Source organism: Pseudomonas sp. Kh14 (genome assembly GCF_900291005.1).
Taxonomy (GTDB): domain Bacteria; phylum Pseudomonadota; class Gammaproteobacteria; order Pseudomonadales; family Pseudomonadaceae; genus Aquipseudomonas; species Aquipseudomonas alloputida.
In genome coordinates, this window is sequence record NZ_OLKJ01000009.1 from 18446 (window position 1) to 40997 (window position 22552).

At 61.8% G+C, this 22552-nt stretch carries 21 protein-coding genes, 6 tRNA genes and 1 pseudogene; 12 read left to right on the forward strand and 16 right to left on the reverse strand.

The window, feature by feature from the left end; translation table 11 throughout:
• Window positions 1-3: 3 nt before the first annotated feature.
• From FQ668_RS02475 to FQ668_RS02510, 8 genes are all read right to left on the reverse strand, one after another.
• Window positions 4-699: an ABC transporter ATP-binding protein gene (locus tag FQ668_RS02475; protein WP_012051120.1), complete on the reverse strand. Its 696-nt coding sequence runs from the start codon at window positions 697-699 to the stop codon at window positions 4-6.
• Window positions 699-1451: an ABC transporter ATP-binding protein gene (locus FQ668_RS02480; RefSeq protein WP_014589590.1), complete on the reverse strand. Its 753-nt coding sequence runs from the start codon at window positions 1449-1451 to the stop codon at window positions 699-701. The genes FQ668_RS02475 and FQ668_RS02480 overlap by 1 nt, the downstream gene beginning before the upstream one ends.
• A complete protein-coding gene (locus tag FQ668_RS02485) occupies window positions 1451-2470 on the reverse strand; it encodes a branched-chain amino acid ABC transporter permease (protein WP_014589591.1) in 1020 nt (339 codons plus the stop codon). Before FQ668_RS02485 ends, FQ668_RS02480 begins: the two co-directional genes overlap by 1 nt.
• A 1-nt stretch (window position 2471) precedes the next feature.
• Window positions 2472-3332 carry a branched-chain amino acid ABC transporter permease gene (locus FQ668_RS02490; protein WP_003247565.1) on the reverse strand — a complete coding sequence of 287 codons (861 nt, stop codon included), beginning with the start codon at window positions 3330-3332 and terminating at the stop codon, window positions 2472-2474.
• A gap of 65 nt (window positions 3333-3397) precedes the next feature.
• On the reverse strand, window positions 3398-4600 hold the full coding sequence (locus FQ668_RS02495; protein WP_019437913.1) for an ABC transporter substrate-binding protein: 1203 nt from the start codon (window positions 4598-4600) through the stop codon (window positions 3398-3400).
• Between the two features lie 90 nt (window positions 4601-4690).
• Entirely contained in the window at window positions 4691-5455 is a 765-nt protein-coding gene (locus FQ668_RS02500) for a FadR/GntR family transcriptional regulator (protein ID WP_019437914.1), read from the reverse strand.
• A gap of 266 nt (window positions 5456-5721) precedes the next feature.
• Window positions 5722-5952 carry a PP0621 family protein gene (locus FQ668_RS02505; RefSeq protein WP_019437915.1) on the reverse strand — a complete coding sequence of 77 codons (231 nt, stop codon included), beginning with the start codon at window positions 5950-5952 and terminating at the stop codon, window positions 5722-5724.
• A gap of 94 nt (window positions 5953-6046) precedes the next feature.
• The gene (locus tag FQ668_RS02510) at window positions 6047-7066 is read right to left on the reverse strand and encodes an outer membrane protein assembly factor BamD (RefSeq protein WP_004577276.1); all 1020 of its coding nucleotides are present in this window, start codon (window positions 7064-7066) and stop codon (window positions 6047-6049) included.
• A 147-nt stretch (window positions 7067-7213) separates the two neighbouring features.
• Between FQ668_RS02510 and rluD the strand changes: the two genes are divergently transcribed.
• The 8 genes from rluD to FQ668_RS02555 all read left to right on the forward strand — a co-directional run bounded on the left by rluD (window position 7214) and on the right by FQ668_RS02555 (window position 12533).
• Window positions 7214-8176, forward strand: coding sequence for a 23S rRNA pseudouridine(1911/1915/1917) synthase RluD (gene rluD / locus FQ668_RS02515; RefSeq protein ID WP_003247554.1), 963 nt, complete (start codon window positions 7214-7216; stop codon window positions 8174-8176).
• Window positions 8173-8913, forward strand: coding sequence for a peptidoglycan editing factor PgeF (gene pgeF, locus FQ668_RS02520; protein WP_014589596.1), 741 nt, complete (start codon window positions 8173-8175; stop codon window positions 8911-8913). Before rluD ends, pgeF begins: the two co-directional genes overlap by 4 nt.
• A gap of 249 nt (window positions 8914-9162) precedes the next feature.
• Window positions 9163-11727 carry an ATP-dependent chaperone ClpB gene (gene clpB / locus FQ668_RS02530; protein WP_019437916.1) on the forward strand — a complete coding sequence of 855 codons (2565 nt, stop codon included), beginning with the start codon at window positions 9163-9165 and terminating at the stop codon, window positions 11725-11727.
• Window positions 11728-12089: 362 nt separating this feature from the next.
• Window positions 12090-12165: transfer RNA gene (locus FQ668_RS02535), tRNA-Asn, on the forward strand.
• Window positions 12166-12169: 4 nt separating this feature from the next.
• Window positions 12170-12246: transfer RNA gene (locus tag FQ668_RS02540), tRNA-Pro, on the forward strand.
• Between the two features lie 6 nt (window positions 12247-12252).
• Window positions 12253-12328 (forward strand) — tRNA-Lys (locus FQ668_RS02545).
• A 47-nt stretch (window positions 12329-12375) separates the two neighbouring features.
• A tRNA-Pro gene (locus FQ668_RS02550) sits at window positions 12376-12452 on the forward strand.
• Between the two features lie 5 nt (window positions 12453-12457).
• Window positions 12458-12533, forward strand: a tRNA-Lys gene (locus tag FQ668_RS02555).
• 191 nt (window positions 12534-12724) lie between these two features.
• Here the strand turns inward: FQ668_RS02555 and FQ668_RS02560 are convergent.
• The 4 genes from FQ668_RS02560 to FQ668_RS02575 form a co-directional block, all read right to left on the reverse strand.
• Window positions 12725-14020, reverse strand: a complete 1296-nt coding sequence (locus FQ668_RS02560) for an NAD(P)/FAD-dependent oxidoreductase (protein ID WP_003247549.1) — start codon at window positions 14018-14020, stop codon at window positions 12725-12727.
• An 84-nt stretch (window positions 14021-14104) separates the two neighbouring features.
• Entirely contained in the window at window positions 14105-14278 is a 174-nt protein-coding gene (locus tag FQ668_RS02565) for a DUF3094 domain-containing protein (protein ID WP_008091951.1), read from the reverse strand.
• 132 nt (window positions 14279-14410) lie between these two features.
• Entirely contained in the window at window positions 14411-15040 is a 630-nt protein-coding gene (locus tag FQ668_RS02570) for a DUF1780 domain-containing protein (RefSeq protein WP_003247546.1), read from the reverse strand.
• A gap of 55 nt (window positions 15041-15095) precedes the next feature.
• Window positions 15096-15527, reverse strand: coding sequence for a hypothetical protein (locus FQ668_RS02575; RefSeq protein WP_014589598.1), 432 nt, complete (start codon window positions 15525-15527; stop codon window positions 15096-15098).
• A gap of 86 nt (window positions 15528-15613) precedes the next feature.
• Between FQ668_RS02575 and FQ668_RS02580 the strand changes: the two genes are divergently transcribed.
• Window positions 15614-16321 carry an energy-coupling factor ABC transporter permease gene (locus tag FQ668_RS02580; RefSeq protein ID WP_019437917.1) on the forward strand — a complete coding sequence of 236 codons (708 nt, stop codon included), beginning with the start codon at window positions 15614-15616 and terminating at the stop codon, window positions 16319-16321.
• A 193-nt stretch (window positions 16322-16514) separates the two neighbouring features.
• Here FQ668_RS02580 and yacG read toward each other — a convergent pair whose 3' ends face one another.
• Genes yacG through FQ668_RS02600 form a run of 4 tightly spaced genes read right to left on the reverse strand, consistent with a single transcriptional unit; the run spans window position 16515 to window position 19412 of the window.
• Window positions 16515-16715 (reverse strand): DNA gyrase inhibitor YacG, encoded by a 201-nt coding sequence (gene yacG / locus FQ668_RS02585; RefSeq protein WP_014589600.1) that lies wholly within the window; start codon window positions 16713-16715, stop codon window positions 16515-16517.
• Entirely contained in the window at window positions 16712-17335 is a 624-nt protein-coding gene (gene coaE / locus FQ668_RS02590) for a dephospho-CoA kinase (protein ID WP_019437918.1), read from the reverse strand. Before coaE ends, yacG begins: the two co-directional genes overlap by 4 nt.
• On the reverse strand, window positions 17335-18201 hold the full coding sequence (locus FQ668_RS02595) for an A24 family peptidase (protein WP_019437919.1): 867 nt from the start codon (window positions 18199-18201) through the stop codon (window positions 17335-17337). The genes coaE and FQ668_RS02595 overlap by 1 nt, the downstream gene beginning before the upstream one ends.
• A gap of 2 nt (window positions 18202-18203) precedes the next feature.
• The gene (locus FQ668_RS02600; RefSeq protein WP_019437920.1) at window positions 18204-19412 is read right to left on the reverse strand and encodes a type II secretion system F family protein; all 1209 of its coding nucleotides are present in this window, start codon (window positions 19410-19412) and stop codon (window positions 18204-18206) included.
• A 216-nt stretch (window positions 19413-19628) separates the two neighbouring features.
• Between FQ668_RS02600 and FQ668_RS02605 the strand changes: the two genes are divergently transcribed.
• From FQ668_RS02605 to FQ668_RS02615, 3 genes and pseudogenes are all read left to right on the forward strand, one after another.
• Window positions 19629-20039 carry a pilin gene (locus FQ668_RS02605; protein ID WP_012051131.1) on the forward strand — a complete coding sequence of 137 codons (411 nt, stop codon included), beginning with the start codon at window positions 19629-19631 and terminating at the stop codon, window positions 20037-20039.
• 71 nt (window positions 20040-20110) lie between these two features.
• Window positions 20111-20186, forward strand: a tRNA-Thr gene (locus tag FQ668_RS02610).
• A gap of 250 nt (window positions 20187-20436) precedes the next feature.
• Window positions 20437-21592 (forward strand): annotated as a pseudogene (locus FQ668_RS02615) (Fic family protein).
• The last annotated feature ends 960 nt before the right edge of the window (window positions 21593-22552 follow it).

Sequence of the window (22552 nt, forward strand, 5' to 3'; positions counted from 1 at the left end):
GGGTCAGGCGCTAAGGGCCAGGTAACGGTTCTTGATGCTCGGGTCCTCGCGGAACTGCGCCGCACTGCCCTGGTAAGCGACGCGGCCCTGCTCCAGCACATAGTGGCGATCAGCAAGGGCATCGCAGACCATCAGGTTCTGCTCTACCAGCAGGATCGACAGCCCTTCGTCCTTGATCCGTCGCAGGATCTTCACCAGTTCATCGACAATCACCGGGGCCAGGCCCTCGGTGGGCTCGTCGAGGATCAGCAGCTTGGGGCCGTTGAGCAGGGCGCGGGCGATAGCGAGCATCTGTTGCTCACCACCGGACAGGGCAAAGCCACCGTTGCGGCGACGCTCCTTCAGGCGCGGGAACATGCTGTACACGTCCTCCAGCTGCCAGCGGCTGGCCTTGCGCACGGCAATCTTCAGGTTCTCCTCCACGCTGAGCTGGCGGAAAATGCCGCGGTGTTCCGGCACCAGAGCAATGCCGAGCCGGGCGATATCGAAAATTTCGCGTCCGACCAACTGCTGGCCGTTGAAGCTGATCTGCCCCTGTCGTGGGCGGACGATGCCAAGGATGCTGCGCAAGGTGGTGGTCTTGCCTGCACCGTTGCGCCCCAGCAGCGTTACCAGTTCGCCAGCCTCAACCTTGAGCGAGACACCTTCGAGCACATGGCTCTTGTCGTAGTAGGAATGGATCGAATCGACGTTGAGCATCAGGCGGCCTCTCCAAGGTAGGCGGTGCGTACGCGCTCGTCGTTGCGCACCTGTTCAGGGGTACCCTCGACCAGGATCTGGCCGTGACTCATCACCGTGATGCGCTGGCTGATCGACATGACAATGCTCATGTTGTGTTCAATCAGTAGCACGGTATGGTCGCGCCCAAGGTCGCTGATCAGGTCGGTCATCACCGGGATGTCGTCGATGCCCATGCCCGAAGTGGGTTCGTCGAGCATCAGCAGGGTGGGCTTGGCGCAGATCGACATGCCCACTTCCAGCACTCTTTGCTGGCCGTGCGACAGCTCGCCCGCCAGGGTGTCGGCACGGGCGCTCAGTTTCAGGCGCTCCAGCACCTGGTCGGCGGTGTTCCAGTGGCTGCGCTTGTGCTCGACACTGCGCCAGAAGTTCAGCGCGCCCAGGCCATCACGGCCCTGGGCGGCCAGGCGCAGGTTCTCGCGCACGGAAAGGTTCTGGAACAGGCTGGTGAGCTGAAACGAACGCGCCATGCCAAGTGCCACCCGCCCGTGGGACGGCTTGCGAATGATGTCCTGGCCATTGAACAGGATCTTGCCGGCAGTGGCCTGACGTTCGCCGGTCAGGCAGTGGAACAGGCTGGTCTTGCCAGCGCCGTTGGGGCCGATAATGGTGTGGATGGTGCCGGCTCGCACTTTGAGGTCAACGCCCGCGACCGCCTTGAACGGCCCGTAAGCCAGCTCCAGCTGGCGGGTTTCCAGGAGGTAGTCGCTCATCACAGGGTCTCCTTGGTCTTGGCCTGGGGTTTGTCATCGGCATTGCGGGTGGCCAGCAGGCGCTTGCCCAGTTCGGTAAGGCCGCCCCACAGGCCGCCACGCATGAACACCACCACCAGAATCAGGATCACCCCCAGCAGCATCAGCCAGCGTGGCCAAAGCTCCGACAGCACGTCACCCAGCAGCACGATGGCGCCGGCCCCCAGCAGCGAGCCGAACAGTGAGCCGGTGCCACCGACGATGGTCATGATCAGGATGTTCTCGCTCATCATCAGGTCGATGTTCGACAGCGGCGCAAAGTGCAGCAGCATGGCGTACAGCGCCCCGGCGATGCCGGTGATGGCGCCCGACAGCATGAACACCAGAATCTTGAAATGGCGGGTGTCGTAGCCGATGGCAGCGGCGCGGGTCTCGTTCTCACGGATAGCCAGCAGGGTGCTGCCGAACGGCGAACGGATCACCCGCAGGGCTGCGGCGAAGATCAACAGGAACAGCACCGCGACGAACACATAGAAGTGCCGCGGATCGGCCAGGTCGACCAGCACATGGCCGGCGATTTCGATATTCGGCCGTGGCACATCGAGCAGGCCGTTGTCACCGCCGGTCCAGTCGCTGAGGGTATAGGCCAGGAAGTAGGCCATCTGGCTGAAGGCCAGGGTCAGCATGACGAAGTAGATGCCCGTGCGACGGATCGCCAGTGCGCCCACCAGCAGCGCGAGAAGGGCGCCGAACACAGCTGCGCCAAGCAGTGCGGCGAACATGCCCCACTGCAGGTGGATCATCAGCAGCGCTGCGCCATAGGCGCCCACGCCAAAGAAGATGCCCTGGCCGAACGACAGCAGTCCGGTGTAGCCGAGCAGCAGGTTGCAGGCCAGTGCGGCCATGGCAAAGATCAGGATCTCGGTGGCCAGGGTGGCAGAGGGCAACAACAGCGGCAGCGCCACCAGGCTGGCAACTACCAGCGACAGCAGCGCCGGGGCGCGGCCCTTGGCGACTGGCAATGGGTTTTTCTCGCTCATCTCAGGCTCTCCCGAACAGGCCGTAGGGACGGACCAGAATCACTGCTGCCATGGCGCCATAGATCATCAGGCTGGCACCTTGCGGCCAGAGACTGGTCATCATGCTTTGCACCACACCCACCAGCAGGCCGCCAACCAGCGCCCCGCCGAACGACCCCATGCCGCCAATCACCACCACCACGAAGGCAATGCCGAGGATTTCCGGGCCGACGAAGGGCTGGGCGCCCCGTAGCGGCGCGAACAGCACACCCGCCACACCGGCCAGGCCCACGCCCAGGGCGAATGTCAGGGAGAACAGGCGGAAAATGTTGGTGCCCAACAGCGACACGGTTTCGGTGCTTTCGCTACCGGCCCGCACCAGTGCGCCGAAACGGGTGCGTTCCAGCAGCAGCCACAGGCCAATACCGATCAGCGCTGCGAAGCCGATCAGGAACAAGCGGTAGTAGGGGTAGATGAAGTCGCCGAGTATCAGCACCCCGCGCAGTTCGGGTGGCACGGCAATGTTCTTGCCCACCGGGCCCCAGATCAGCACCGACGCTTCCTGGATGATCAGCGCGATGCCGAGGGTGACGAGGATCTGGAAGGTGTGCGGCAGGTGGTAGATGCGTTTGATCAACAGGCGCTCGACCGCCCAGGCCAGCGCGGCCACCACCAGTGGCGCAATCAGCAGCGCCAGCCAGAAGTTGCCGGTGACGGCCACGGCGGTGTAGCACAGGTAGGCGCCCAGCAAGAAAAACGCGCCGTGGGCGAAGTTGACGAAGTTGAGCAGGCCGAAAATGATCGTCAGGCCCACGGCGATGAGGAAGTAGATCATCCCCAGGCCCAGGCCGTTGAGCAGTTGGAACAGGTACAAATCGAGCATGAGCGTGCCCTCGACAGCGCGCCGGGCGGCTGCCTGTACAAGTGTTTGTGACTAACGCCGCAGCTTCAGGCCAGGGCGCAACCGGTGTGATTGACCTCGACGAACGAGCGGCCCGAACTGATGACTTCGGCCAGGTCGTCCTCGTCGCGCATCTGCCCCTGGGGCTTGCCGCGCAGCAGGTAGTAGTCCTTGAGCACCTGGTGGTCACCCGGGCGGATCAGTTCTTCGCCGGTCGGGCCCTGGAAGCGCATGCCCTGCAATGCCGCAGACACGGCGGCCCCGTCCAGGCTGCCGGCCTTGACGATGGCTTCGAGCATCACCTTGGTGCCGATGTAGTCGGCGGCCAGCGGGTAGTTGGGGTTGATGCCATAGGCCTTGCGGGTGGCGGCGACCAACTGTTTGTTCAGCGGGGTGTCGACCTGGTGCCAGTACTGCGCACCCAGGTACACGCCCTCGAGCACGTCGCTGCCCAGTTCCTGGAACTGGTCGAGGCCGGCAGACCACACCATCAGCACTTTCATGCGGTCCTTGATGCCGAAGTTGACCGCCTGGCGCAGGGCGTTGGAGGCCTGGCTACCGAAGTTGAGCAGCACCAGCACGTCGGGCTTGGCGGCGATGGCGTTGGTCAGGTAGCCGGAAAATTCCTGCTCCTGCAGCGAGTGGTAGCTGTTGCCGATGTGTTCCACGCCGAGCTCGGCGAACACTTTGCGGGCGTTGTCCAGCAGGGCATCGCCGAATACGTATTGCGGGGTGATGGTGTACCAGCGCTTGGCCTGGGGCAGCTGGCGGCTCATCGGCACCAGGGTTTCGCGGATGGCACCATAGGTGGGCACCGACCAGCGGAAGGTTGAGGCATTGCAGTCCTTGCCGGTGATTTCATCGGCGCCCACAGGCGTCATGAACACGCCGCCGGCTTTGTGGATCTCCTTGGACACCGCCAGTGCCGAAGACGACAGGGTGCACCCCTGGAAGAAGCGTGCGCCATCCTGGCCGATGGCTTCCTGCACCTTGCGCACCGCCTTGCCGGCGTTGCCTTCGGTGTCGATAACTTTGTACTTGAGCGGGTGGCCGAGCAACTGCGGGTGCTCGGCGATGGCCAGGCGCGAGCCCATGTCGGCGTACTTGCCGTAGCTGGCGAAGGCGCCCGACATGGACTTGAGCCCATAGAAGGTCAGCGGTTGGTCGGCGAATGCCCGGTGTGCCCCCAAGGGGAGGCTACCTAAGGCACCCAGGGCAAGGCCTGCCTTGAGCAGGGTACGTCTTTGCATGAGTAACTCCTTGTTTGTGGTTATTAGGCAGGAGTGGCAATGACAAAGCGGGTACGGCCGGGCCTGTGTGCAGGCCTCTTTACAGGCGCATCAGTGGTGGTGATCGAACTCCAGCAGGAAGTTGCGGGCAACCTCGCCTTCCAGCGCGGTCATGTGGTGCTCGGCGTCGCACATGTGTTCGTGCATCAGCCGGCGTACGGCGGGTTCGTCGCTGGCGCGCAAGGCGGTCAGCAGTTGCTTGTGGTAGCCGATGTTGGCGGCGGCGAACTGCTGGCGCTTGGGCAGGTAGGCCTTTTTCAGCACCACCAGGTCGCGCAGCAGGTCGTTGAGGAACACCGCCATGAAACGCAGCAACGGGTTGGGGCAGCGGTTGGCCAGCAAGGTGTGGAATTCAAGTTCCGCCAAGCGCTGCTCACGCTGGCCTTCCTCGCTGTCTTCCGGCGCGCTGCAGAAGTCGATGTTGGCCTGCAGCGCGGCGTAATCGGCTTCGCTCAGCTTGCCCATCACCGACACCGCCAGTTCTACCTCAATGACTTTGCGCAGCTGGTACACCTGTTCACCGTCCAGGTGCTGAAAGTGCAGGTAGTTGCGCAGTGCGCGGCTGGCTGGCTCGGTGCCCACTTCGTTCAGGTAGGCACCCCCGGTCGGGCCGGTGCGGGTGCTGACCAGGCCCTCTACCTCCAGTGCCTTGAGCGCTTCGCGGGCGGTGCCCTTGGAACATTCGAAATGCTCCATCAGCTCACGCTCGGTGGGCAGGCGGTCGCCGGGGTGCAGCGCTTCGGTGACGATCGAGCGCTTGACTGATTCGACGATCACATCGGACAGCTTCTGGCGCTTGCGTTTGGGTTTGAGCATTTCGCTATTTTTCATATTTATGCGGATAAATAGGATTTAGCGAATTTTGGCCGGACGGGTCAATGCTGGCGGGGGGGAGGGGTCGTAAATGGTGTGAAAGGGTCGGGGAGGGATATGTGGAACACGAAATTGCAGATAAAAACTGTGGGAGCGGGCGTGCCCGCGAACACCGGCGAAGCCGGTGCCATACACCGTGGTGCCTGCTTCGCGGGCAAGCCCGCTCCCACAGATTTCGAATTGGTTTCAGGATTGAACAGACATCGTGTTCAGTCTTGGTGGCCAGGGCCCTGCTGCAGGTGGGCCTGGCTGCAATACCACTCATTGCCCTGCTGCAGCGCACGGTCGTTGGGCAGGTGCACGCCACAATGGGCACAGCGCACCATCTTCAGCGGCGCATCCAGCTTCGCCTCGGGGTGCGACTGCTGGCTGACTTTGTACTTGCGCCACAGCCAGAACGCGGCGGCGATCAGGGCGATCCAGAAAAGTAGGCGAACCATGATGTCCAGCTTGTCGATTGAAGAAGCCGACAGTCTAGGACGCGGCCAATAAAAAAGGGAGGCCCAAGGCCTCCCTTTCATTCACCACTGAAGGTCAGTCGAACAGACCAAAGGTCATGTAGCTGAACCAGGAACGGTCTTTCTCGGCTTCTTTCGGGCCTTCCGGCACGATCGGGTCGCCGTTCTCGTCTTTAGGCAGCAGCTCTCGCGGCATCTCGTCGCGCGCGTCCTGGAACTGCTTGACCACGTCCTGGTTGGCGCGGGTTTCGCCTGGCGGTAGCGGGGTATCGGTTTCGATCAGGCCCAAGGTGGCCTTGGACAGCCAGCCGCGGCCGTCAGACTCGGTCTGCTTGGGCTGGAACTCGCCATCGACCAGGCTCGGGTGGTCCGGATAGTTGAGCTTGAGGGTTTCCAGGCTCGTGGCGGCCAGTTCGTCCAGGTGCAGCTTCTGGTACGACTCGACCATCACGGCCAGGCCGTCACCGACGGACGGGGTTTCCTGGAAGTTTTCGACCACGTAGCGGCCACGGTTGGCAGCTGCTACATAAGCCTGGCGGCTCAGGTAGTAGTCGGCCACGTGGATTTCGTACGAAGCCAGCAGGTTGCGCAGGTAGATCATGCGCTGCTTGGCGTCTGGCGCGTAGCGGCTGTTGGGGAAGCGGCTGGTCAGCTGGGCGAACTCGTTGTACGAGTCGCGGGCGGCGCCCGGGTCACGTTTGGTCATGTCCAGCGGCAGGAAACGCGCCAGCAGGCCACGGTCCTGGTCGAACGAGGTCAGGCCCTTGAGGTAGTAGGCGTAATCGACGTTCGGGTGCTGCGGGTGCAGGCGGATGAAGCGCTCGGCGGCCGACTTGGCGGCCTCGGGCTCGGAATTTTTGTAGTTGGCGTAGATCAGCTCGAGCTGCGCCTGATCGGCATAGCGGCCGAACGGGTAGCGCGACTCCAGGGCCTTGAGCTTGTTCACGGCGCTGGTGTAGCTGGAGTTGTCCAGATCAGCCTGGGCCTGCTGGTACAGTTCGGCCTCGCTGAGGTTCTCGTCAATGACCTCTTTATTAGAGGAACAGGCCGCGGTAAGCCCGAGGATGGCGATCAGCAGCAGGTGTTTCACTCGCATGGCGGCTTGCGTCCCTTTGACGGCCGCTGTCTTGGGCGGTGCCGTCCTGTTATGATGAGCGCCCCGGCCAACCCCGGGACAAAAGAAGCCGTATTTAACCACAAGCTCGCAGCCGAAACCAAAGGCTGTGCGCCCGCCGAATCGAGCATGTCCGAGATCATTCAACTTAGCGCAGAGGTACCGTCCGAACTGGGCGGCCAACGCCTCGACCAGGTCGCCGCCCAATTGTTCGCCGAGTACTCGCGTTCGCGGCTAACTTCGTGGATCAAAGAGGGCCGCCTGACGGTCGATGGTGCAGTCGTGCGCCCTCGAGACCTTGTTCATGGTGGCTCTCTGCTTGCCCTGGAGGCCGAACAAGAGGCCCAGGGCGAGTGGATCGCAGAAGATATCGAACTGGATATCGTCTACGAAGACGACCACATCCTGGTGATCAACAAGCCTGCCGGGCTGGTTGTGCACCCGGCGGCCGGGCATGCCAGCGGCACCCTGCTCAACGCGCTGCTGCACCATGTGCCAGACATCGTCAACGTGCCGCGCGCCGGTATCGTGCACCGCCTGGACAAGGACACCACCGGCCTGATGGTGGTGGCCAAGACCCTGCAGGCGCAGACCAAGCTGGTCGAGCAGATGCAGGCTCGCAAGGTCAGCCGCATCTACGAGTGCATCGTGATTGGCGTGGTGACTGCCGGTGGCAAGATCGACGCGCCCATCGGCCGTCATGGCGGCATGCGCCAGCGCATGGCTGTAACCGACGGCGGCAAGCCGGCGGTCAGCCACTACCGCGTACTCAAGCGCTTCCGCTCGCACACCCACGTGCGGGTCAAGCTGGAAACCGGCCGTACCCACCAGATTCGCGTGCACATGGCCCACGTGGGTTTCCCACTGGTTGGCGACCAGACGTACGGCGGGCGCTTCCGCATTCCGCCCGCTGCCAGCCCGACCATGGTCGAGGCGGTCAAGACCTTCCCGCGCCAGGCGCTGCATGCGCGTTTCCTCGCCTTGGCCCACCCGATTACCGGTGAAGTCATGAAGTGGGAATCGCCACTGCCGGATGACTTCGTCTGGTTGCTGTCGCTGCTGAACCAGGACCGCGAGAGCTTCATCGGATGAGTGAGCTGACGCAGGCGTTGCTGTTCCCCGACTGGCCGGCCCCGGCTTCGGTCCGCGCCTGTGTCACCACCCGTCAGGGTGGCGTCAGCCTGCCGCCCTATGAAACCTTCAACCTCGGCGACCATGTTGGGGATGACCCTGCCGCGGTCGCCGAGAACCGCCGCCGCCTGAGTGAACAGTTCGCCATCCAACCGGCCTGGCTCAAGCAGGTGCATGGGCGGGTGGTGGCGGATGCCGACCCGGCCGTGGTGGCCGAGGCCGATGCCAGCTGGACCCGCCAGCCTGGCATTGCCTGCACCGTGATGACCGCCGATTGCCTGCCTGCGCTGTTCTGCGACCGTGCCGGCACCCGCGTGGCGGCGGCGCATGCTGGCTGGCGTGGGCTGGCGGGTGGCGTGCTGGAAGCCACGCTGGACCGGCTGGCGCTGCCGCCAGAAGAGGTGCTGGTGTGGTTGGGGCCTGCCATCGGCCCGCAAGCGTTCGAAGTGGGGCTGGAAGTGCGTGATGCCTTTACCGCCGTGCACCCGCAAGCAGCTCGGGCATTCGTCGACGGCGAACGGCCAGGCAAGCTGTTGGCGGATATCTATGAGCTGGCGCGTATTCGCCTGGCTGCCCGTGGCGTGACTGCTGTTTATGGCGGTGGCTTGTGCACGGTCAGTGATGCGCGGTTCTTCTCCTATCGCCGTACCCCGCAGGGCGGGCGTTTTGCATCGTTGGTCTGGCTGGACCCGCGCTAGCCTGTACCGGCCTCTTCGCGGGCACGCCCGCTCCCACAGAGATTCCGCAAACGTTGAAACCGGTGGTGTAACTGTGGGGGCGGGCATGCCCGCGAATGGCCCCCATTAATCCAACAGGTTGACTTTGGTCAACCCCGCTACGCTTGAATCTTCCAGAATCAGCCTTATCTATAAAGTCATCTCAGGCAGGTTTCTTTATAAACAGGCGCTGTCCATCGCTCCGACCTGCCCTTTAAAGGAAGGTACACCATGCGAATAGACCGTTTAACCAGCAAGCTGCAACTTGCAATATCCGATGCCCAGTCTTTGGCCGTTGGCATGGACCACCCTGCCATCGAGCCCGTGCACCTGTTACAGGCGCTGCTCGAACAGCAGGGCGGCTCCATCAAACCGCTGCTGATGCAGGTAGGCTTTGACATCAATGGCCTGCGCCAGGGGCTGGTGAAAGAGCTCGACCAACTGCCGAAAATACAGAACCCTACCGGCGACGTGAACATGTCGCAGGACTTGGCACGCCTGCTTAACCAGGCAGACCGCCTGGCACAGCAGAAGGGCGACCAGTTCATTTCCAGCGAGCTGGTGCTGTTGGCCGCCATGGACGAAAACAGCAAGCTCGGCAAGCTGCTGCTGAGCCAGGGCGTGAGCAAGAAAGCGCTGGAAAATGCCATCAACAACCTGCGTGGCGGCGCGGCAGTGAATGACGCCAACGCCGAGGAATCGCGCCAGGCGCTGGACAAATACACCGTCGACCTGACCAAGCGTGCCGAAGAGGGCAAGCTGGACCCGGTCATTGGCCGTGACGATGAAATCCGCCGTACCGTGCAGGTGCTGCAACGCCGTACCAAGAACAACCCGGTGCTGATCGGTGAGCCTGGCGTGGGTAAAACCGCCATTGCCGAAGGCCTGGCCCAGCGCATCATCAATGGTGAAGTGCCCGACGGCCTCAAAGGCAAGCGCCTGCTGGCGCTGGACATGGGCGCGCTGATTGCCGGTGCCAAGTACCGCGGTGAGTTCGAAGAGCGCTTGAAAAGCCTGCTGAACGAACTGTCCAAGCAGGAAGGCCAGATCATCCTGTTCATCGACGAACTGCACACCATGGTTGGCGCCGGCAAAGGCGAGGGCGCCATGGACGCCGGCAACATGCTCAAGCCGGCCCTGGCCCGCGGCGAGCTGCATTGCGTAGGTGCCACCACGCTGAACGAGTACCGCCAGTTCATCGAAAAGGACGCCGCCCTGGAGCGCCGCTTCCAGAAGGTGCTGGTCGAGGAGCCGAGCGAGGAAGACACCATCGCCATCCTGCGTGGCCTGAAAGAGCGCTATGAAGTGCACCACAAGGTGGCCATCACCGACGGTGCAATCATCGCAGCGGCCAAGCTCAGCCACCGCTATATCACCGACCGCCAGCTGCCGGACAAGGCCATTGACCTGATCGACGAAGCGGCCAGCCGCATCCGCATGGAGATTGACTCCAAGCCGGAAGTGCTCGACCGCCTTGATCGCCGCCTGATCCAGCTGAAGGTGGAGTCGCAGGCGCTGAAGAAAGAAGAAGACGAAGCGGCGAAAAAGCGCCTGGAGAAGCTGACCGAGGAAATCGAGCGGCTGGAGCGTGAGTATTCCGACCTGGAAGAAATCTGGGCTTCGGAGAAAGCTGAAGTGCAGGGCTCGGCGCAGATCCAGCAAAAGATCGAGCAGTCTCGCCAGGAGCTGGAAGCCGCCCGTCGCAAAGGCGACCTGAACCGCATGGCCGAACTGCAGTACGGGGTGATCCCGGACCTGGAGCGCAGCCTGCAGATGGTCGACCAGCACGGCAAGACCGACAACCAGTTGCTGCGCAACAAGGTCACCGAGGAAGAAATTGCCGAAGTGGTGTCGAAGTGGACCGGCATTCCTGTGGCCAAGATGCTCGAAGGCGAGCGTGAGAAGCTGCTGAAGATGGAAGAGCTGCTGCACCAGCGCGTGATTGGCCAGAGCGAGGCGGTAACCGCCGTAGCCAACGCCGTACGCCGCTCACGTGCCGGGCTGTCCGACCCGAACCGGCCAAGTGGTTCGTTCCTGTTCCTCGGCCCGACCGGTGTGGGCAAGACCGAACTGTGCAAGGCGCTGGCCGAGTTCCTGTTCGACACCGAAGAGGCGATGGTGCGCATCGACATGTCCGAATTCATGGAGAAGCATTCCGTAGCGCGCCTGATCGGTGCACCACCAGGCTATGTAGGGTATGAAGAGGGCGGTTACCTGACCGAGGCCGTGCGCCGCAAGCCTTACTCGGTGGTGCTGCTGGACGAGGTGGAAAAAGCCCACCCGGATGTGTTCAACGTGCTGTTGCAGGTGCTGGAAGACGGCCGCCTGACCGACAGCCATGGGCGCACCGTGGACTTCCGCAACACCGTGATCGTGATGACCTCCAACCTGGGTTCCGCGCAGATTCAGGAACTGGTGGGTGACCGCGAGGCACAGCGTGCTGCAGTGATGGATGCGGTGGGGGCGCACTTCCGTCCGGAGTTCATCAACCGCATCGACGAAGTGGTGGTGTTCGAGCCTTTGGGCCGCGAGCAGATTGCCGGTATTACCGAAATCCAGCTGGGCCGCCTGCGCAGCCGCCTGCTGGAGCGCGAACTGTCGCTGAGCCTGAGCCCAGAGGCGTTGGACAAGCTGATTGCCGTGGGTTACGACCCGGTGTACGGTGCGCGGCCGCTGAAGCGTGCGATCCAGCGCTGGATCGAGAACCCGCTGGCGCAGCTGATTCTGGCAGGCAAGTTCTTGCCGGGTTCGGCGATCACCGCCAAGGTGGAAGGCGACGAAATCGTCTTTGGCTGATTGTGTTGCACCATGAGCCCCGCGTTTGCGGGGCTTTTTTTGCCTGTTGCCAATGCCGGCACAGCCCAGCTATTTCGGGCCTTTGCGCCAATCCGGGGTAACCGTCTGAAATTTTTGAAATTTTTGCTTGCATCAAATTTAGAGTGCCCCTAATATACGCCGCGTTGTCAGGCACTAAGCGAATCACCAGCAACATCGGCGATCGCAAAACAACTTACAAATCAGTAAGTTGAATGAAAAAAAGTGGTTGACAAGCAAAACGAAGAATGTAGAATAGCCGGCCTCAGCAGCGACAACGCGAAAGCGAAGAAGCTAAAGAGTCCGAAGCGAACACAGTCTTCGGAGTTGTACCGAAGTTCAGTTCCGCGATAGCTCAGTCGGTAGAGCAAATGACTGTTAATCATTGGGTCCCTGGTTCGAGTCCAGGTCGCGGAGCCAATCTCGGGGTGTAGCGCAGTCCGGTAGCGCGCCTGCTTTGGGAGCAGGATGTCAGGAGTTCGAATCCCCTCACCCCGACCATTTTCCGGGTCGTTAGCTCAGTTGGTAGAGCAGTTGGCTTTTAACCAATTGGTCGTAGGTTCGAATCCTACACGACCCACCATGTAGAAAAGGGCATCTCCAAAGAGATGCCCTTTTTTTTGAAACACTCGGGGTGTAGCGCAGTCCGGTAGCGCGCCTGCTTTGGGAGCAGGATGTCAGGAGTTCGAATCCCCTCACCCCGACCATTTTTGGGTCGTTAGCTCAGTTGGTAGAGCAGTTGGCTTTTAACCAATTGGTCGTAGGTTCGAATCCTACACGACCCACCATGAACAAAGGGCATCTCGCATGAGATGCCCTTTTTCTTTTGCCCCGAAAAATGCGCTATCGGTGCAAATCCGATCTGTATCCCTTTGCCACACCGCCCCTTTGTAGGAGCGGGTTCACCCGCGAATGCGGCAGTGCAGCCACCATCGCATTCACAGGTAAACCCGCGCCATGCAGGGCATGGGGGCGCCTGTTAGTGCAACTTCAGGCGCGGCTCGGTGCCCCGGCCAATCTTGCTGCCCAGCATCATCAACGCCGTGCGGAAGAACCCGTACAGCGCCATCTGGTGCATGCGGTACAGCGACACGTAGAACATCCGCGCCAGCCAGCCTTCCAGCTTCACGCTGCCCATCAGGTTACCCATCAGGTTGCCCACCGCCGAGAAGCGCGACAGCGACACCAGCGAGCCATAGTCCTTGTACTCGTAAGTCGGCAGGGCCTTGTTCTCCAGGCGCGCCTTCAGGCTTTGCGCCAGCATCGATGCCTGCTGGTGCGCCGCCTGTGCGCGCGGCGGCACGTTACGGTCGCTGCCAGGTTGCGGGCAGGCGGCGCAGTCACCGAAGGCGAAGATGTTGTCGTCGCGGGTGGTTTGCAGGGTAGGGCGCACGACCAGCTGGTTGATGCGGTTGGTTTCCAGGCCATCGATGTCCTTGAGGAAACCTGGCGCGCGGATACCGGCTGCCCACACTTTCAGGCTGGCCTGGATCACTTCACCGTCCTTGGTTTTCAGGCCGTCCTCGGTCACTTCACTGACTGCGGCGTTGGTCATCACCTTCACACCGAGTTTTTCCAGGGTTTTGTGAACCGGTACGCTGATGCGCTCCGGCAGCGCCGGCAGAACGCGCGGGCCCGCCTCGATAAGGGTGATGTGCATGTCCTTGGGCTGGATGCGGTCCAGGCCATAGGCCGCCAGCTCGTGGGCAGCGTGGTGCAGCTCGGCCGCCAGCTCTACACCGGTGGCACCGGCGCCGACAATGGCTACGCTGATTTTCTCGCTGGCCACGTCGCCGGCGTGGGCACGCAGGTAGTGGTTGAGCAGTTGCTGGTGGAAACGCTCGGCCTGCTTGCGGGTATCCAGGAACAGGCAGTGCTGCGCTGCGCCCAGGGTGCCGAAGTCGTTGGTGTTGGAGCCCACGGCGATCACCAGGGTGTCGTAGCCCAGGGTGCGCGCAGGCAGCAGCTCGCGGCCCTCTTCGTCGAGGGTGGCAGCCAGTTGAATCTGTTTGCCTTCACGGTCCAGGCCGCTCATGCGCCCCAGCTGGAAATTGAAGTGGTTCCACTTCGCCTGAGCCACGTAGTTCAGTTCGTCTTCCGAGGAGTTCAGCGAGCCGGCGGCCACTTCGTGCAGCAGCGGCTTCCAGATGTGCGTGAGGTTGGTGTCGACCAGGGTGATTTCGGCCTGCTTGCGCTTGCCCAGGCTTTTACCCAGGCGGGTCGCCAGTTCCAGGCCGCCGGCGCCGCCGCCGACAATCACGATGCGATGAGTCATGGGAATATCTCATAAGGTTTACGGAATGCGTGGCCCTGGGGGCCGGCCGCAAACTGCACGAGGGGAGGGCGAGCGCGAAGCAGCTCATAGCACCAGTCCACTCAGCAGGCGGCTGATGAGACCCAACCCGATGGTCACGGCCAGCACCAGCACAAGGAGCAGCCACGGCCGGAAGGGCCTGCGCTCGACTTGGTGCTGGGGGGCTCGCAGATACTCATCGACACGACGCTGATCTTCCGGGTTCAGGCGGCTGGTCATGGTGGGCCTCGTCAGGTAGACGTTTGTGACTACGCAAACGCTACAGCGTTCGCGCAGGCGCTTGAAACAAATGATAATGCTTTCTATCCCTGGCGCCGAGTGTACGCCATCGCAAACAGTCGCTGCACTGGATCAAAGACTGATACCTACGTCGAAGACGATGCTGCGGCCCAGGTTGCCGCGCAGGAAATCCGGCGCATCGGGGTGGGCAAACAGTACCCGGGCAAAGGTTGGCCCGACTAGCGACAGCGAGCGCCAGCCTTGGCGCAGGTATTCGGTAGGCGGCGGGAAGTGGGTGTTGAGGTCGAGCACTTCGCGCTTCAGGCTGGAGAACGCGATGATGTCCAGCTCGTTCAGCTCCAGCCCGCGTTCCCGGTAATTGTGCGCCTTCTTGCGCAAGGTGGGCGCCAGGCGCCCCAGCAGTTCGGTGGCACTGATGCGCCGTGGGCGTGCTTCGCGGCGTACCAGCTGCGCCAGGGAAAACGCACTGCGCCGCCGCTGCAGCTCCTCGCGCCATTCATCGTTCAGCCGGCGGCCCTCGTCGAGCACGAAAAACACCTCGAAGGCGGCGTCGCGGAACAGCACGTCTGGTGGCTCCTGCCCCGCCGGGGTGAAGTCCTCGCTGCGGTAGGGAATGTTCAGCCCCTGCAACAGGCGCTGGCACACCCAACGCTCCCGCTCCCACTTACGGGCGTTGGAGAGAAAGGCATTGGCTTGTTCGGCCTGGATGGTAAGCAGGCGCAGGTAGTCTGAGTCATCCATGCAGACAAGCTTAGCCGCTAATCGATGACGGTAAGATGCTGTTTAAGCGTGAGAATCAGCCCAGCACCGGCCACTGCTGCACCAGCCCGACCAGATGCACCAAGCCAAAGCCCAGGCAGATCAGCGAACTGACCACGATAAAACGCTGCGAACGCCCGGTGCCCGCCAGCAATACTGGCCCCAGCAGGCCGCGTAGCAAGTACACCAGGGTGATCAGGCAAATGACTGGCAGCAGCAAGGGCAGCCGCCCGATCGCCCCGGCAGCCGACAGCGCATAGGCCGACCAGGCCAGCAACACGCAGGCGATGGCGGCGGTGATCAGCGCCGGGTAGCAGCGGCCCTTCTCGGCGGCCACCGCCATGCGCTCACCGGCCCCGAACAAACGGTACCAACGCGGCCCCACGGCGATGATGGCCAGGTGAATTACACCGATGGTGGCGTTGAGTGCCGCTGCCAGTAGCAGGGCGGGGTTGGTTCCTTCCAGCATGACCAATGCTTCCTGCATCGAATGGAAGCGTCAGCCTACCGCAGCCGAAGGAATGGGAGAAAGGGTGTAGACTCGGTTTTATCCACATGGCCGCAAAGGGTATTGTTCAGGTGATCAGCGCGCAGGTGTTATCCGGCACCACCCTTACCCTTGGCTGGCTGGGTTATGTGCCGTTGCTGATCTGGGCGGTCAGCCGGGTTCGCTGGGTGGAACTGTTTACCGACCGGCGCCGCCAGCATTTGCTGTTTGGCACGGTGTTCTGCCTGTTTGCGCTGTGGCTGGTGCGGCGCGACTTTGATACCGGAGTGTCGTACCACTTTATTGGCATGACGGCGGTCACCCTGTTGCTGGACTGGCCGCTGGCGGTGCTGGGTGGGTTCATGGCCCAGCTTGGCTTGCTGGCGCTTGGGCGACAAGACCTGGCGGCGTTGGGGGTGAACGGCTTGTTGCTGATTGGTTTGCCGGTGCTGATTACCGAGGTGTGCGCGATAGTGGTCGAGCGCGCCCAGCCGCGAAACCTGTTCGTTTATATCTTCTGTTCGGGGTTCTTCCCGGCAGCGCTCACCGTGCTGGTTTGCGTACCGGCGGCGCTAGGGTTGTTGTGGCTCGACGGGCGGTTTGCCCTGCCGGAATGGCTCAGCGACTTTGTGGGCTACCTGTGGCTGATGATGTTCCCCGAGGCGTTCATCAACGGCATGGTGATCAGTGCGCTGGTGGTGTTTTGCCCCGAGTGGCTGGAAACCTTCAACCGCACACGGTACCTGCAGGCGCCCTGGAAGGAAGATGAGCGGTGAATGTGTGGTGGCTGTGCCGGCCTCTTCGGGGGTAATGCACAGCACTCAGAGGTTGCACTCTCACTGTGGGAGCGGGCATGCCCGCGAACACGGGCGAAGCCCGTGCCATCCACTGCGGCGCCTGCTTCGCGGGCTTGCCCGCTCCCACAGGTACCGCGCGGGTTGTGGGCCCGCGTTGTATTTGTGGATCAGCTCAATGCCGCGGCTCCAGGTCCCCCGAATACAGCTCATCTTCGGACTCTTCCGACCCCGGAATCTTGTGTTCCTCAGCCGCCCAGGCGCCCAGGTCGATCAGCTTGCAACGGTCCGAACAAAACGGTCGGAACGCGTTTTTTTCGCTCCATTCCACAGGCGCGCCGCAAGTCGGGCAATCGACGGTCAATGGCTGGCTCATGGCTGGCCTCCTTTCAAAGTCAGGTAAAAGTGGTGCAGGCGGTCAATCTGCTCATGCAGTGCGGCCAGGCCGCCGTCGTTGACCACCACATCATCGGCATGGCGCAGGCGATCCTCACGGGCCAGTTGGGCCTGAAGAATCGCCTGCACCTGCTCGGCGCTGGTGTTGTCCCGCGCCAGGGTACGCGCTATTTGCAGGTCCTGCGGCGCATCGATCACCAGCACGCGCTGGGTCTTGTGGTACTGCCCCGATTCGATCAGCAGCGGTGACACATACACCGCATATGGCGACTGCGCCTTGGCCAGATAGCTGAAAATCTCCTGACCGATCAGCGGGTGCAGCAGTTGCTCCAGCCATTTGCGTTGCGCCGGGTCGGCGAATATCAGCTGGCGCAGGGCGGCGCGATCGAGCTGGCCGTCGCCCTGCAGCACGTCCGGGCCGAAGCGCTCGACGATGCTGGCCAGGGCGGGGCGGCCAGGTTCGACAACCCAGCGCGCCGCCTGGTCCGCATCGACCAGGTGCACGCCAAGCTCGACAAAGCGCTCGGCAGCGGCACTTTTGCCGCTACCAATGCCGCCGGTCAGGCCGAGAATCCAGGGGGTAAAGGCCGCAGTGGTCATCAGTATCCAAGCAGTTGTATGTATGAGGCGTATATTTCATCACCCCAGAGCACGGCAATCCACCCCGCAATTGCCAGATAAGGGCCAAACGGGATAGCCGTGCCCAAGGCATGCCGGCGAAAACGCAGCAGGCACAGGCCAACAAGCGCCCCGACCACCGACGACAACAGCAGCGTCAAAGGCAGCACCTGCCAACCCCCCCACGCCCCGATCAGCGCCATCAGCTTGAAATCGCCATAGCCCATGCCTTCCTTGCCGGTGACCAGCCTGAACACCCAGTACACCGTCCACAGGCTGAGGTACCCGGCCACTGCGCCCCACAGTGCGTCGGCTAGGGGCACATGGATGCCAAAGGCATTGACGATCAGCCCTAGCCACATGGTCGGCAGCACCAGCACATCCGGCAGCAGCTGGTGGTCCGCATCGATCAGGCTCAGCGCCAGCAGGCACCAGGTCAGCGGCAGAGCCAGCAACGCCTCTACCGAAGCGCCGAAGCGCCAGGCCACTACCAGCGACAGCAGCGCGCTGGCCACTTCCACTACCGGGTAACGCAGGCTGATGCGGTTTTTGCAGGACGAACAGCGCCCGCCCAAGGCCAGGTAGCTGATGACCGGAATGTTCTCCCACGCACGAATCCGGTGCGCGCAGTGTGGACACCGGGAGGCCGGTAGGCACAGGTCGAAACGCGCGTGCTGCGTGGTCGGCAGCCCCAATACCTCTTGCGCCTCACGCTGCCATTGCCGCTCCAGCATGATCGGCAGGCGGTACACCAGCACGTTGATAAAGCTGCCCACCAGCAGGCCGAGCACCGTGGCAAGGGTTAGGAAATACGCTGGCTGTTCAACCAGCAAAGCCCATAAAGTCATGTTCAGATCAAACTACCCAACTGGAAGATCGGCAGGTACATCGCCACCACCAGGCCACCCACCAGCAAGCCCAGGATCAGCACGATGGCCGGCTCCAGCAGGCTGGTCAACTGGTCCAGCGCCTGGCTGACCTGTTCCTCGTAATGGCTGGCGGCTTTTTCCAGCATCTGGTCCAGCGTGCCGCTGGATTCACCGATGGCCGTCAACTGCACCAGCAAGGGGGGAAACAGCGGTTCACCGGCCATCGCCTGGTTCAGCCCTTGCCCATTGGCCATGCCTTGGCGCAGCCGCAACACCGCCTGCTCGTGCAGGTCGCCACCCGTTACCCGCGCCACCGTCCCCAGCGCATCCAGCAACGGCACCCCGGCGCCGTAGGACGTTGCCAGGCTGCGCGCAAACCGCGCCAGCGCGGCCTGCCCCAGCAACTTGCCAAACACGGGCAAGCCCAGCACCCGCCAAGATATCCACAGGCGCGCTGGCGCGTGCTGCCGGTAAAGCTGGCGCACGGCAACACCCAGCACCAAGCCCATCACCAGCAGCAGCGGCGCAAACCGGCTCAGCCCTGTGGACAAGTTGATCACCCATTGGGTAAATGCCGGCAACGCCGCGCCCATGCCCGAGAACATGCTCTCGAATTTAGGAATCACCTCCAGCAACAAGATCGCCGACACCCCCAGCCCGGTCAGCAACAGCAGCAGCGGGTAGATCATCGCCTTGCGCACCTTCTTGTGCAGCACCCGACGCTGTTCCAGCATGCCGGCCAGTTGCTCCAGCTGGCGGTCGAGCGTACCGGACTGCTCGCCCACCCGTACCAGGTTGCAATACAGCGCATCGAACCATGCCGGGTGACGCTGCAACGCATCCGCCAACCCCAGGCCCGAGGCCACATCCTGTTTCAATCTTTCCAGCAACGCCGCCTGCGCCGCATCGCAACCACTGCGGCCCATCACCTCGAACGCTTGCAGCAGCGGCACGCCGGCCTTGAGCAACGTCGCCAACTGCCGGCTGAACCCCGCCGGGTCTGCCTTTTCGCGCCGCTTTGGCAAGCTGAACGCCAGCCCGCTGGCCGGCCGCAAACTCGCCACCGTGATGCCCTGGCGAATCAGCCCGGCGCGCACATAAGCCGGGCTGCGCCCGGGTGTTTGGCCGCTGACCGGCGCGCCATTGGCGTCGGTGCCGTGCCAGCGGTAGAGAAGTGAAGATGAAGTCATGCAAAGGTCCTTGTTCAGCCCCGGCGACAAGCCTGGAAACAGCTTGCCGCGTCCATGCAAGGGCACGCGTCCGTGATGCTCACTAGAGTAGTTCAGCGAAGATGACGCCCGTGCGGGCAGGGGTGACAAAAGGTGTCTGTTCAGGCCTACTGCGCCGCTGCCGGTTGGGGCGCAACTGACCTCAATGTGTAAGCGAATCAAAAAGGAACTACGTTCATGAAAGGGCAACGCGGTATCACCCTGATCGAACTGATGATCGTCGTCGCGATCATCGGCATTCTGGCGACCATCGCCTTACCGATGTACACCAACCACCAGGCACGCTCCAAGGCCGCGGCCGGGTTGCTGGAGATCAGCGCGCTGAAGACGGCGATGGATCTGCGGCTGAATGATGGAAAGGATGTAGCGGATGTAGCCGCCCTGGGTGGCCAGCCGGCGACGGCACATTGTGCGATCACGGCGAGCGGCAAGGCTGCAGATGGCAGCGGCAGCATTGTCTGCACCCTGGTGGATGCGCCGGCCAACGCGCTGGGCAAGGCCCTGACCCTGACGCGTTCGGCCAGCGGCTGGGCGTGTACGACCGACATCGAGGAAGACCTGGCGCCCAAAGGGTGCAAGGGGGCTTGAGGGCAGGGCAATAAACCAGCGGAAACAGGGGTTTGCGTTACGGGTGTGAGCAGTGGTACGTTGCGCTACACGCCGGTGTAGCTCAGTCGGTAGAGCAGCGCACTCGTAACGCGAAGGTCGCAGGTTCGATTCCTGTCTCCGGCACCAGAATCAGTTGGCCTATGGCGATTTCTCGCTACTGGCACCAATAGAAGCCCGCCTTGTGCGGGCTTTTTTGTTCCCGCTTTTTTCCCCACGGATCTGCGTGTTTTTGACTTAACGGTTCGCAGTTTTCCACTTAGGGTTGGACGTATTTTTAGATAATGGTTAGCTGTCGATCAGGTTTTGGCCAGTGTTTACGGGGTGAGAACCGAAATTTTTCTAGATAATGATTTTTCCGTTTAGAGATAATTTTGAGATGCCCCAGTTTTCGCACCACGACCTGCAAGCTACTGAACCCGTCCTTCGACTCGCCGCTGGTTGACGTTCTGGCCGAGCTCGAGTTTCTGCGCAGGCTGAGGCTGGAAGGGGACACTCCACCTCAGGTGTTCTTTCAGTTGAAGGCGCTGTTCCACACGCTGGAGAGCTTGGGGTCTGCTCGAATCGAGGGCAACCACACCACACTGGCCGACTACATCGACAGCAAGGTCGAAGGGAAGGCCGAGAGCACCGATCAGTTACTGGAAATTGCCAACATCGAGAAGGCGATGGATTACATCGAAGAGGTGATCAAGCCTGGTGCAGACCTGACAGAGCATACGATCCGAGAATTGCACGCCATGACCGTAATGGGGTTACGGCGTGAAGGCGATAAAACGCCAGGCGCCTACCGGGAAGGGGCGGTCAGGATCGCACAGGCGGAGCATCTGCCTCCAGAAGGTGTGCTGGTGCCGCAGTACATGCAGGAGTTGGTCAGCTTCATCAATCGCGACGATTCCCCTAAATACGCGCTGATGAAGGTCGCCCTGGCGCACCACCGTTTCGGTTGGATTCACCCATTCGGCAATGGAAATGGGCGGGTGGTAAGACTGCTGACCTATGCGCTGTTGATGAAGTACGGTTTCAACGTGAACACGGGTGGTCGGGTGCTCAACCCTACTGCGGTGTTCTGCAATGACCGGGACAAGTACTACACCATGCTCGGGCTTGCCGATACTGGCACCACAGCAGGGCTGGAGGCATGGTGTACCTATGTGCTGCAGGGCATCCGCGACGAATTGGAGAAGGTGGACAAGCTCACCGACTATGGCTATCTCACGAAGTGCATTCTGTTGCCGGCGGTGAGTTTTGCACGCAGTCGGGAGTGGATTACCGAGACCGAGGAACAGATTCTGGTCAGCGTCATAAAGATGAAGGTTGTGAAGTCGAGTGACATTGCTCAGGCACTCCCCGCGCTCACGGCTAACCAACGGACTTATCAGATCAAGAACCTGGTAGAGCAAGGCATGCTTCTGCCAATCAACCCAGGTTCGAGGCAGTACACCATTGGCTTCTCCAACAATTACCTGGTGCGTGGGGTCATCAAGGCACTGAGGGAGCAGGGGTTCATTCCAGAGCCACTCGACAGGCCTTGAATAATTGCAAGATCGGCACTAATTCAGCTTGAATTCGTCTCCTTTCGTGAACATTAAAGCGCGAATGTAAGCACGATGCTCGAATATTCCACGCCCTGTGTGGGAGCGGCCTTGTGTCGCGAAAGGGCCGCAAGGCGGCCCCGGCAATTCTTGCGCCACCGCTGAACTGTGCCCTGCAACACAGTTCCCTCTCCCCACAAAACCCTTTCAAGCTACTTCGGAGCAGCTTTTCAAAGCATGCGCAGCCGGGCAGTCGAACAGGTATCGCTACCCGAAACATTACCCCGTACCTGTGTGAGCCAACTGTCCTGCTCAATTTCTAAAAGCTAGCGCGATCCCTGTGGGAGCGGGCAAGCCCGCGAAGGGCTGCAAAGCAGCCCCAATCAAGCCGGAAAACGTTAACTGACTGGCATTAGGGCTTGCCCGCGAACACGGGTGAAGCCCGTGCCATGCACCGAGATACTGACCCGCCATACGCACGTATAAAAAACAGTGCCAATGCAATTTTCGTCAGCGACCTGTGGTACGAGCCCTGAAAGCCCCCGGCAATGATTTTTGGTGTACTCCCCAAGCCGGTAGCTCGCACGTTCACTACCCATGTGATGGACGCCTATTCCAGTACACCGCTTTCGTGCGCCAGACGTTCTCTCTTTACTTCGCGGTCCTGCAGCAACCTATCCGCTTGGGCGAATATTGCGCCAACCTGTGCCCGTCTCTTTCTCCTGGAAAGAGACGGGCGCTTCTAGCACTGCTGCAGCCCTGATCGCACATGGCTTTGCGGCTACTCCACTCGTGACAATCGGCGTGACAAACGCCGATGTCACCAGCAACAGCGTTGTAGATGATGGTGCCGCAGACCAAGGAATGGACTGCACCTGACTGACAGTCAGGCATGCCCCTGTCATCGCAGTGCTGCATGCACCCGGCTCAGGATCTCGCGGCACTGGTCTCGTCAGCCAA

Excerpts from the sequence above, each read along its gene's own strand:
- FQ668_RS02475 (WP_012051120.1), bottom strand. The coding sequence starts at position 699 with ATGCTCAACGTCGATTCGATCCATTCCTACTACGACAAGAGCCATGTG.
- FQ668_RS02480 (WP_014589590.1), bottom strand. The coding sequence starts at position 1,451 with ATGAGCGACTACCTCCTGGAAACCCGCCAGCTGGAGCTGGCTTACGGG.
- FQ668_RS02485 (WP_014589591.1), bottom strand. The coding sequence starts at position 2,470 with ATGAGCGAGAAAAACCCATTGCCAGTCGCCAAGGGCCGCGCCCCGGCG.
- FQ668_RS02490 (WP_003247565.1), bottom strand. The coding sequence starts at position 3,332 with ATGCTCGATTTGTACCTGTTCCAACTGCTCAACGGCCTGGGCCTGGGG.
- FQ668_RS02495 (WP_019437913.1), bottom strand. The coding sequence starts at position 4,600 with ATGCAAAGACGTACCCTGCTCAAGGCAGGCCTTGCCCTGGGTGCCTTA.
- FQ668_RS02500 (WP_019437914.1), bottom strand. The coding sequence starts at position 5,455 with ATGCTCAAACCCAAACGCAAGCGCCAGAAGCTGTCCGATGTGATCGTC.
- FQ668_RS02505 (WP_019437915.1), bottom strand. The coding sequence starts at position 5,952 with ATGGTTCGCCTACTTTTCTGGATCGCCCTGATCGCCGCCGCGTTCTGG.
- FQ668_RS02510 (WP_004577276.1), bottom strand. The coding sequence starts at position 7,066 with ATGCGAGTGAAACACCTGCTGCTGATCGCCATCCTCGGGCTTACCGCG.
- rluD (WP_003247554.1), top strand. The coding sequence starts at position 7,214 with ATGTCCGAGATCATTCAACTTAGCGCAGAGGTACCGTCCGAACTGGGC.
- pgeF (WP_014589596.1), top strand. The coding sequence starts at position 8,173 with ATGAGTGAGCTGACGCAGGCGTTGCTGTTCCCCGACTGGCCGGCCCCG.
- clpB (WP_019437916.1), top strand. The coding sequence starts at position 9,163 with ATGCGAATAGACCGTTTAACCAGCAAGCTGCAACTTGCAATATCCGAT.
- FQ668_RS02560 (WP_003247549.1), bottom strand. The coding sequence starts at position 14,020 with ATGACTCATCGCATCGTGATTGTCGGCGGCGGCGCCGGCGGCCTGGAA.
- FQ668_RS02565 (WP_008091951.1), bottom strand. The coding sequence starts at position 14,278 with ATGACCAGCCGCCTGAACCCGGAAGATCAGCGTCGTGTCGATGAGTAT.
- FQ668_RS02570 (WP_003247546.1), bottom strand. The coding sequence starts at position 15,040 with ATGGATGACTCAGACTACCTGCGCCTGCTTACCATCCAGGCCGAACAA.
- FQ668_RS02575 (WP_014589598.1), bottom strand. The coding sequence starts at position 15,527 with ATGCTGGAAGGAACCAACCCCGCCCTGCTACTGGCAGCGGCACTCAAC.
- FQ668_RS02580 (WP_019437917.1), top strand. The coding sequence starts at position 15,614 with ATGGCCGCAAAGGGTATTGTTCAGGTGATCAGCGCGCAGGTGTTATCC.
- yacG (WP_014589600.1), bottom strand. The coding sequence starts at position 16,715 with ATGAGCCAGCCATTGACCGTCGATTGCCCGACTTGCGGCGCGCCTGTG.
- coaE (WP_019437918.1), bottom strand. The coding sequence starts at position 17,335 with ATGACCACTGCGGCCTTTACCCCCTGGATTCTCGGCCTGACCGGCGGC.
- FQ668_RS02595 (WP_019437919.1), bottom strand. The coding sequence starts at position 18,201 with ATGACTTTATGGGCTTTGCTGGTTGAACAGCCAGCGTATTTCCTAACC.
- FQ668_RS02600 (WP_019437920.1), bottom strand. The coding sequence starts at position 19,412 with ATGACTTCATCTTCACTTCTCTACCGCTGGCACGGCACCGACGCCAAT.
- FQ668_RS02605 (WP_012051131.1), top strand. The coding sequence starts at position 19,629 with ATGAAAGGGCAACGCGGTATCACCCTGATCGAACTGATGATCGTCGTC.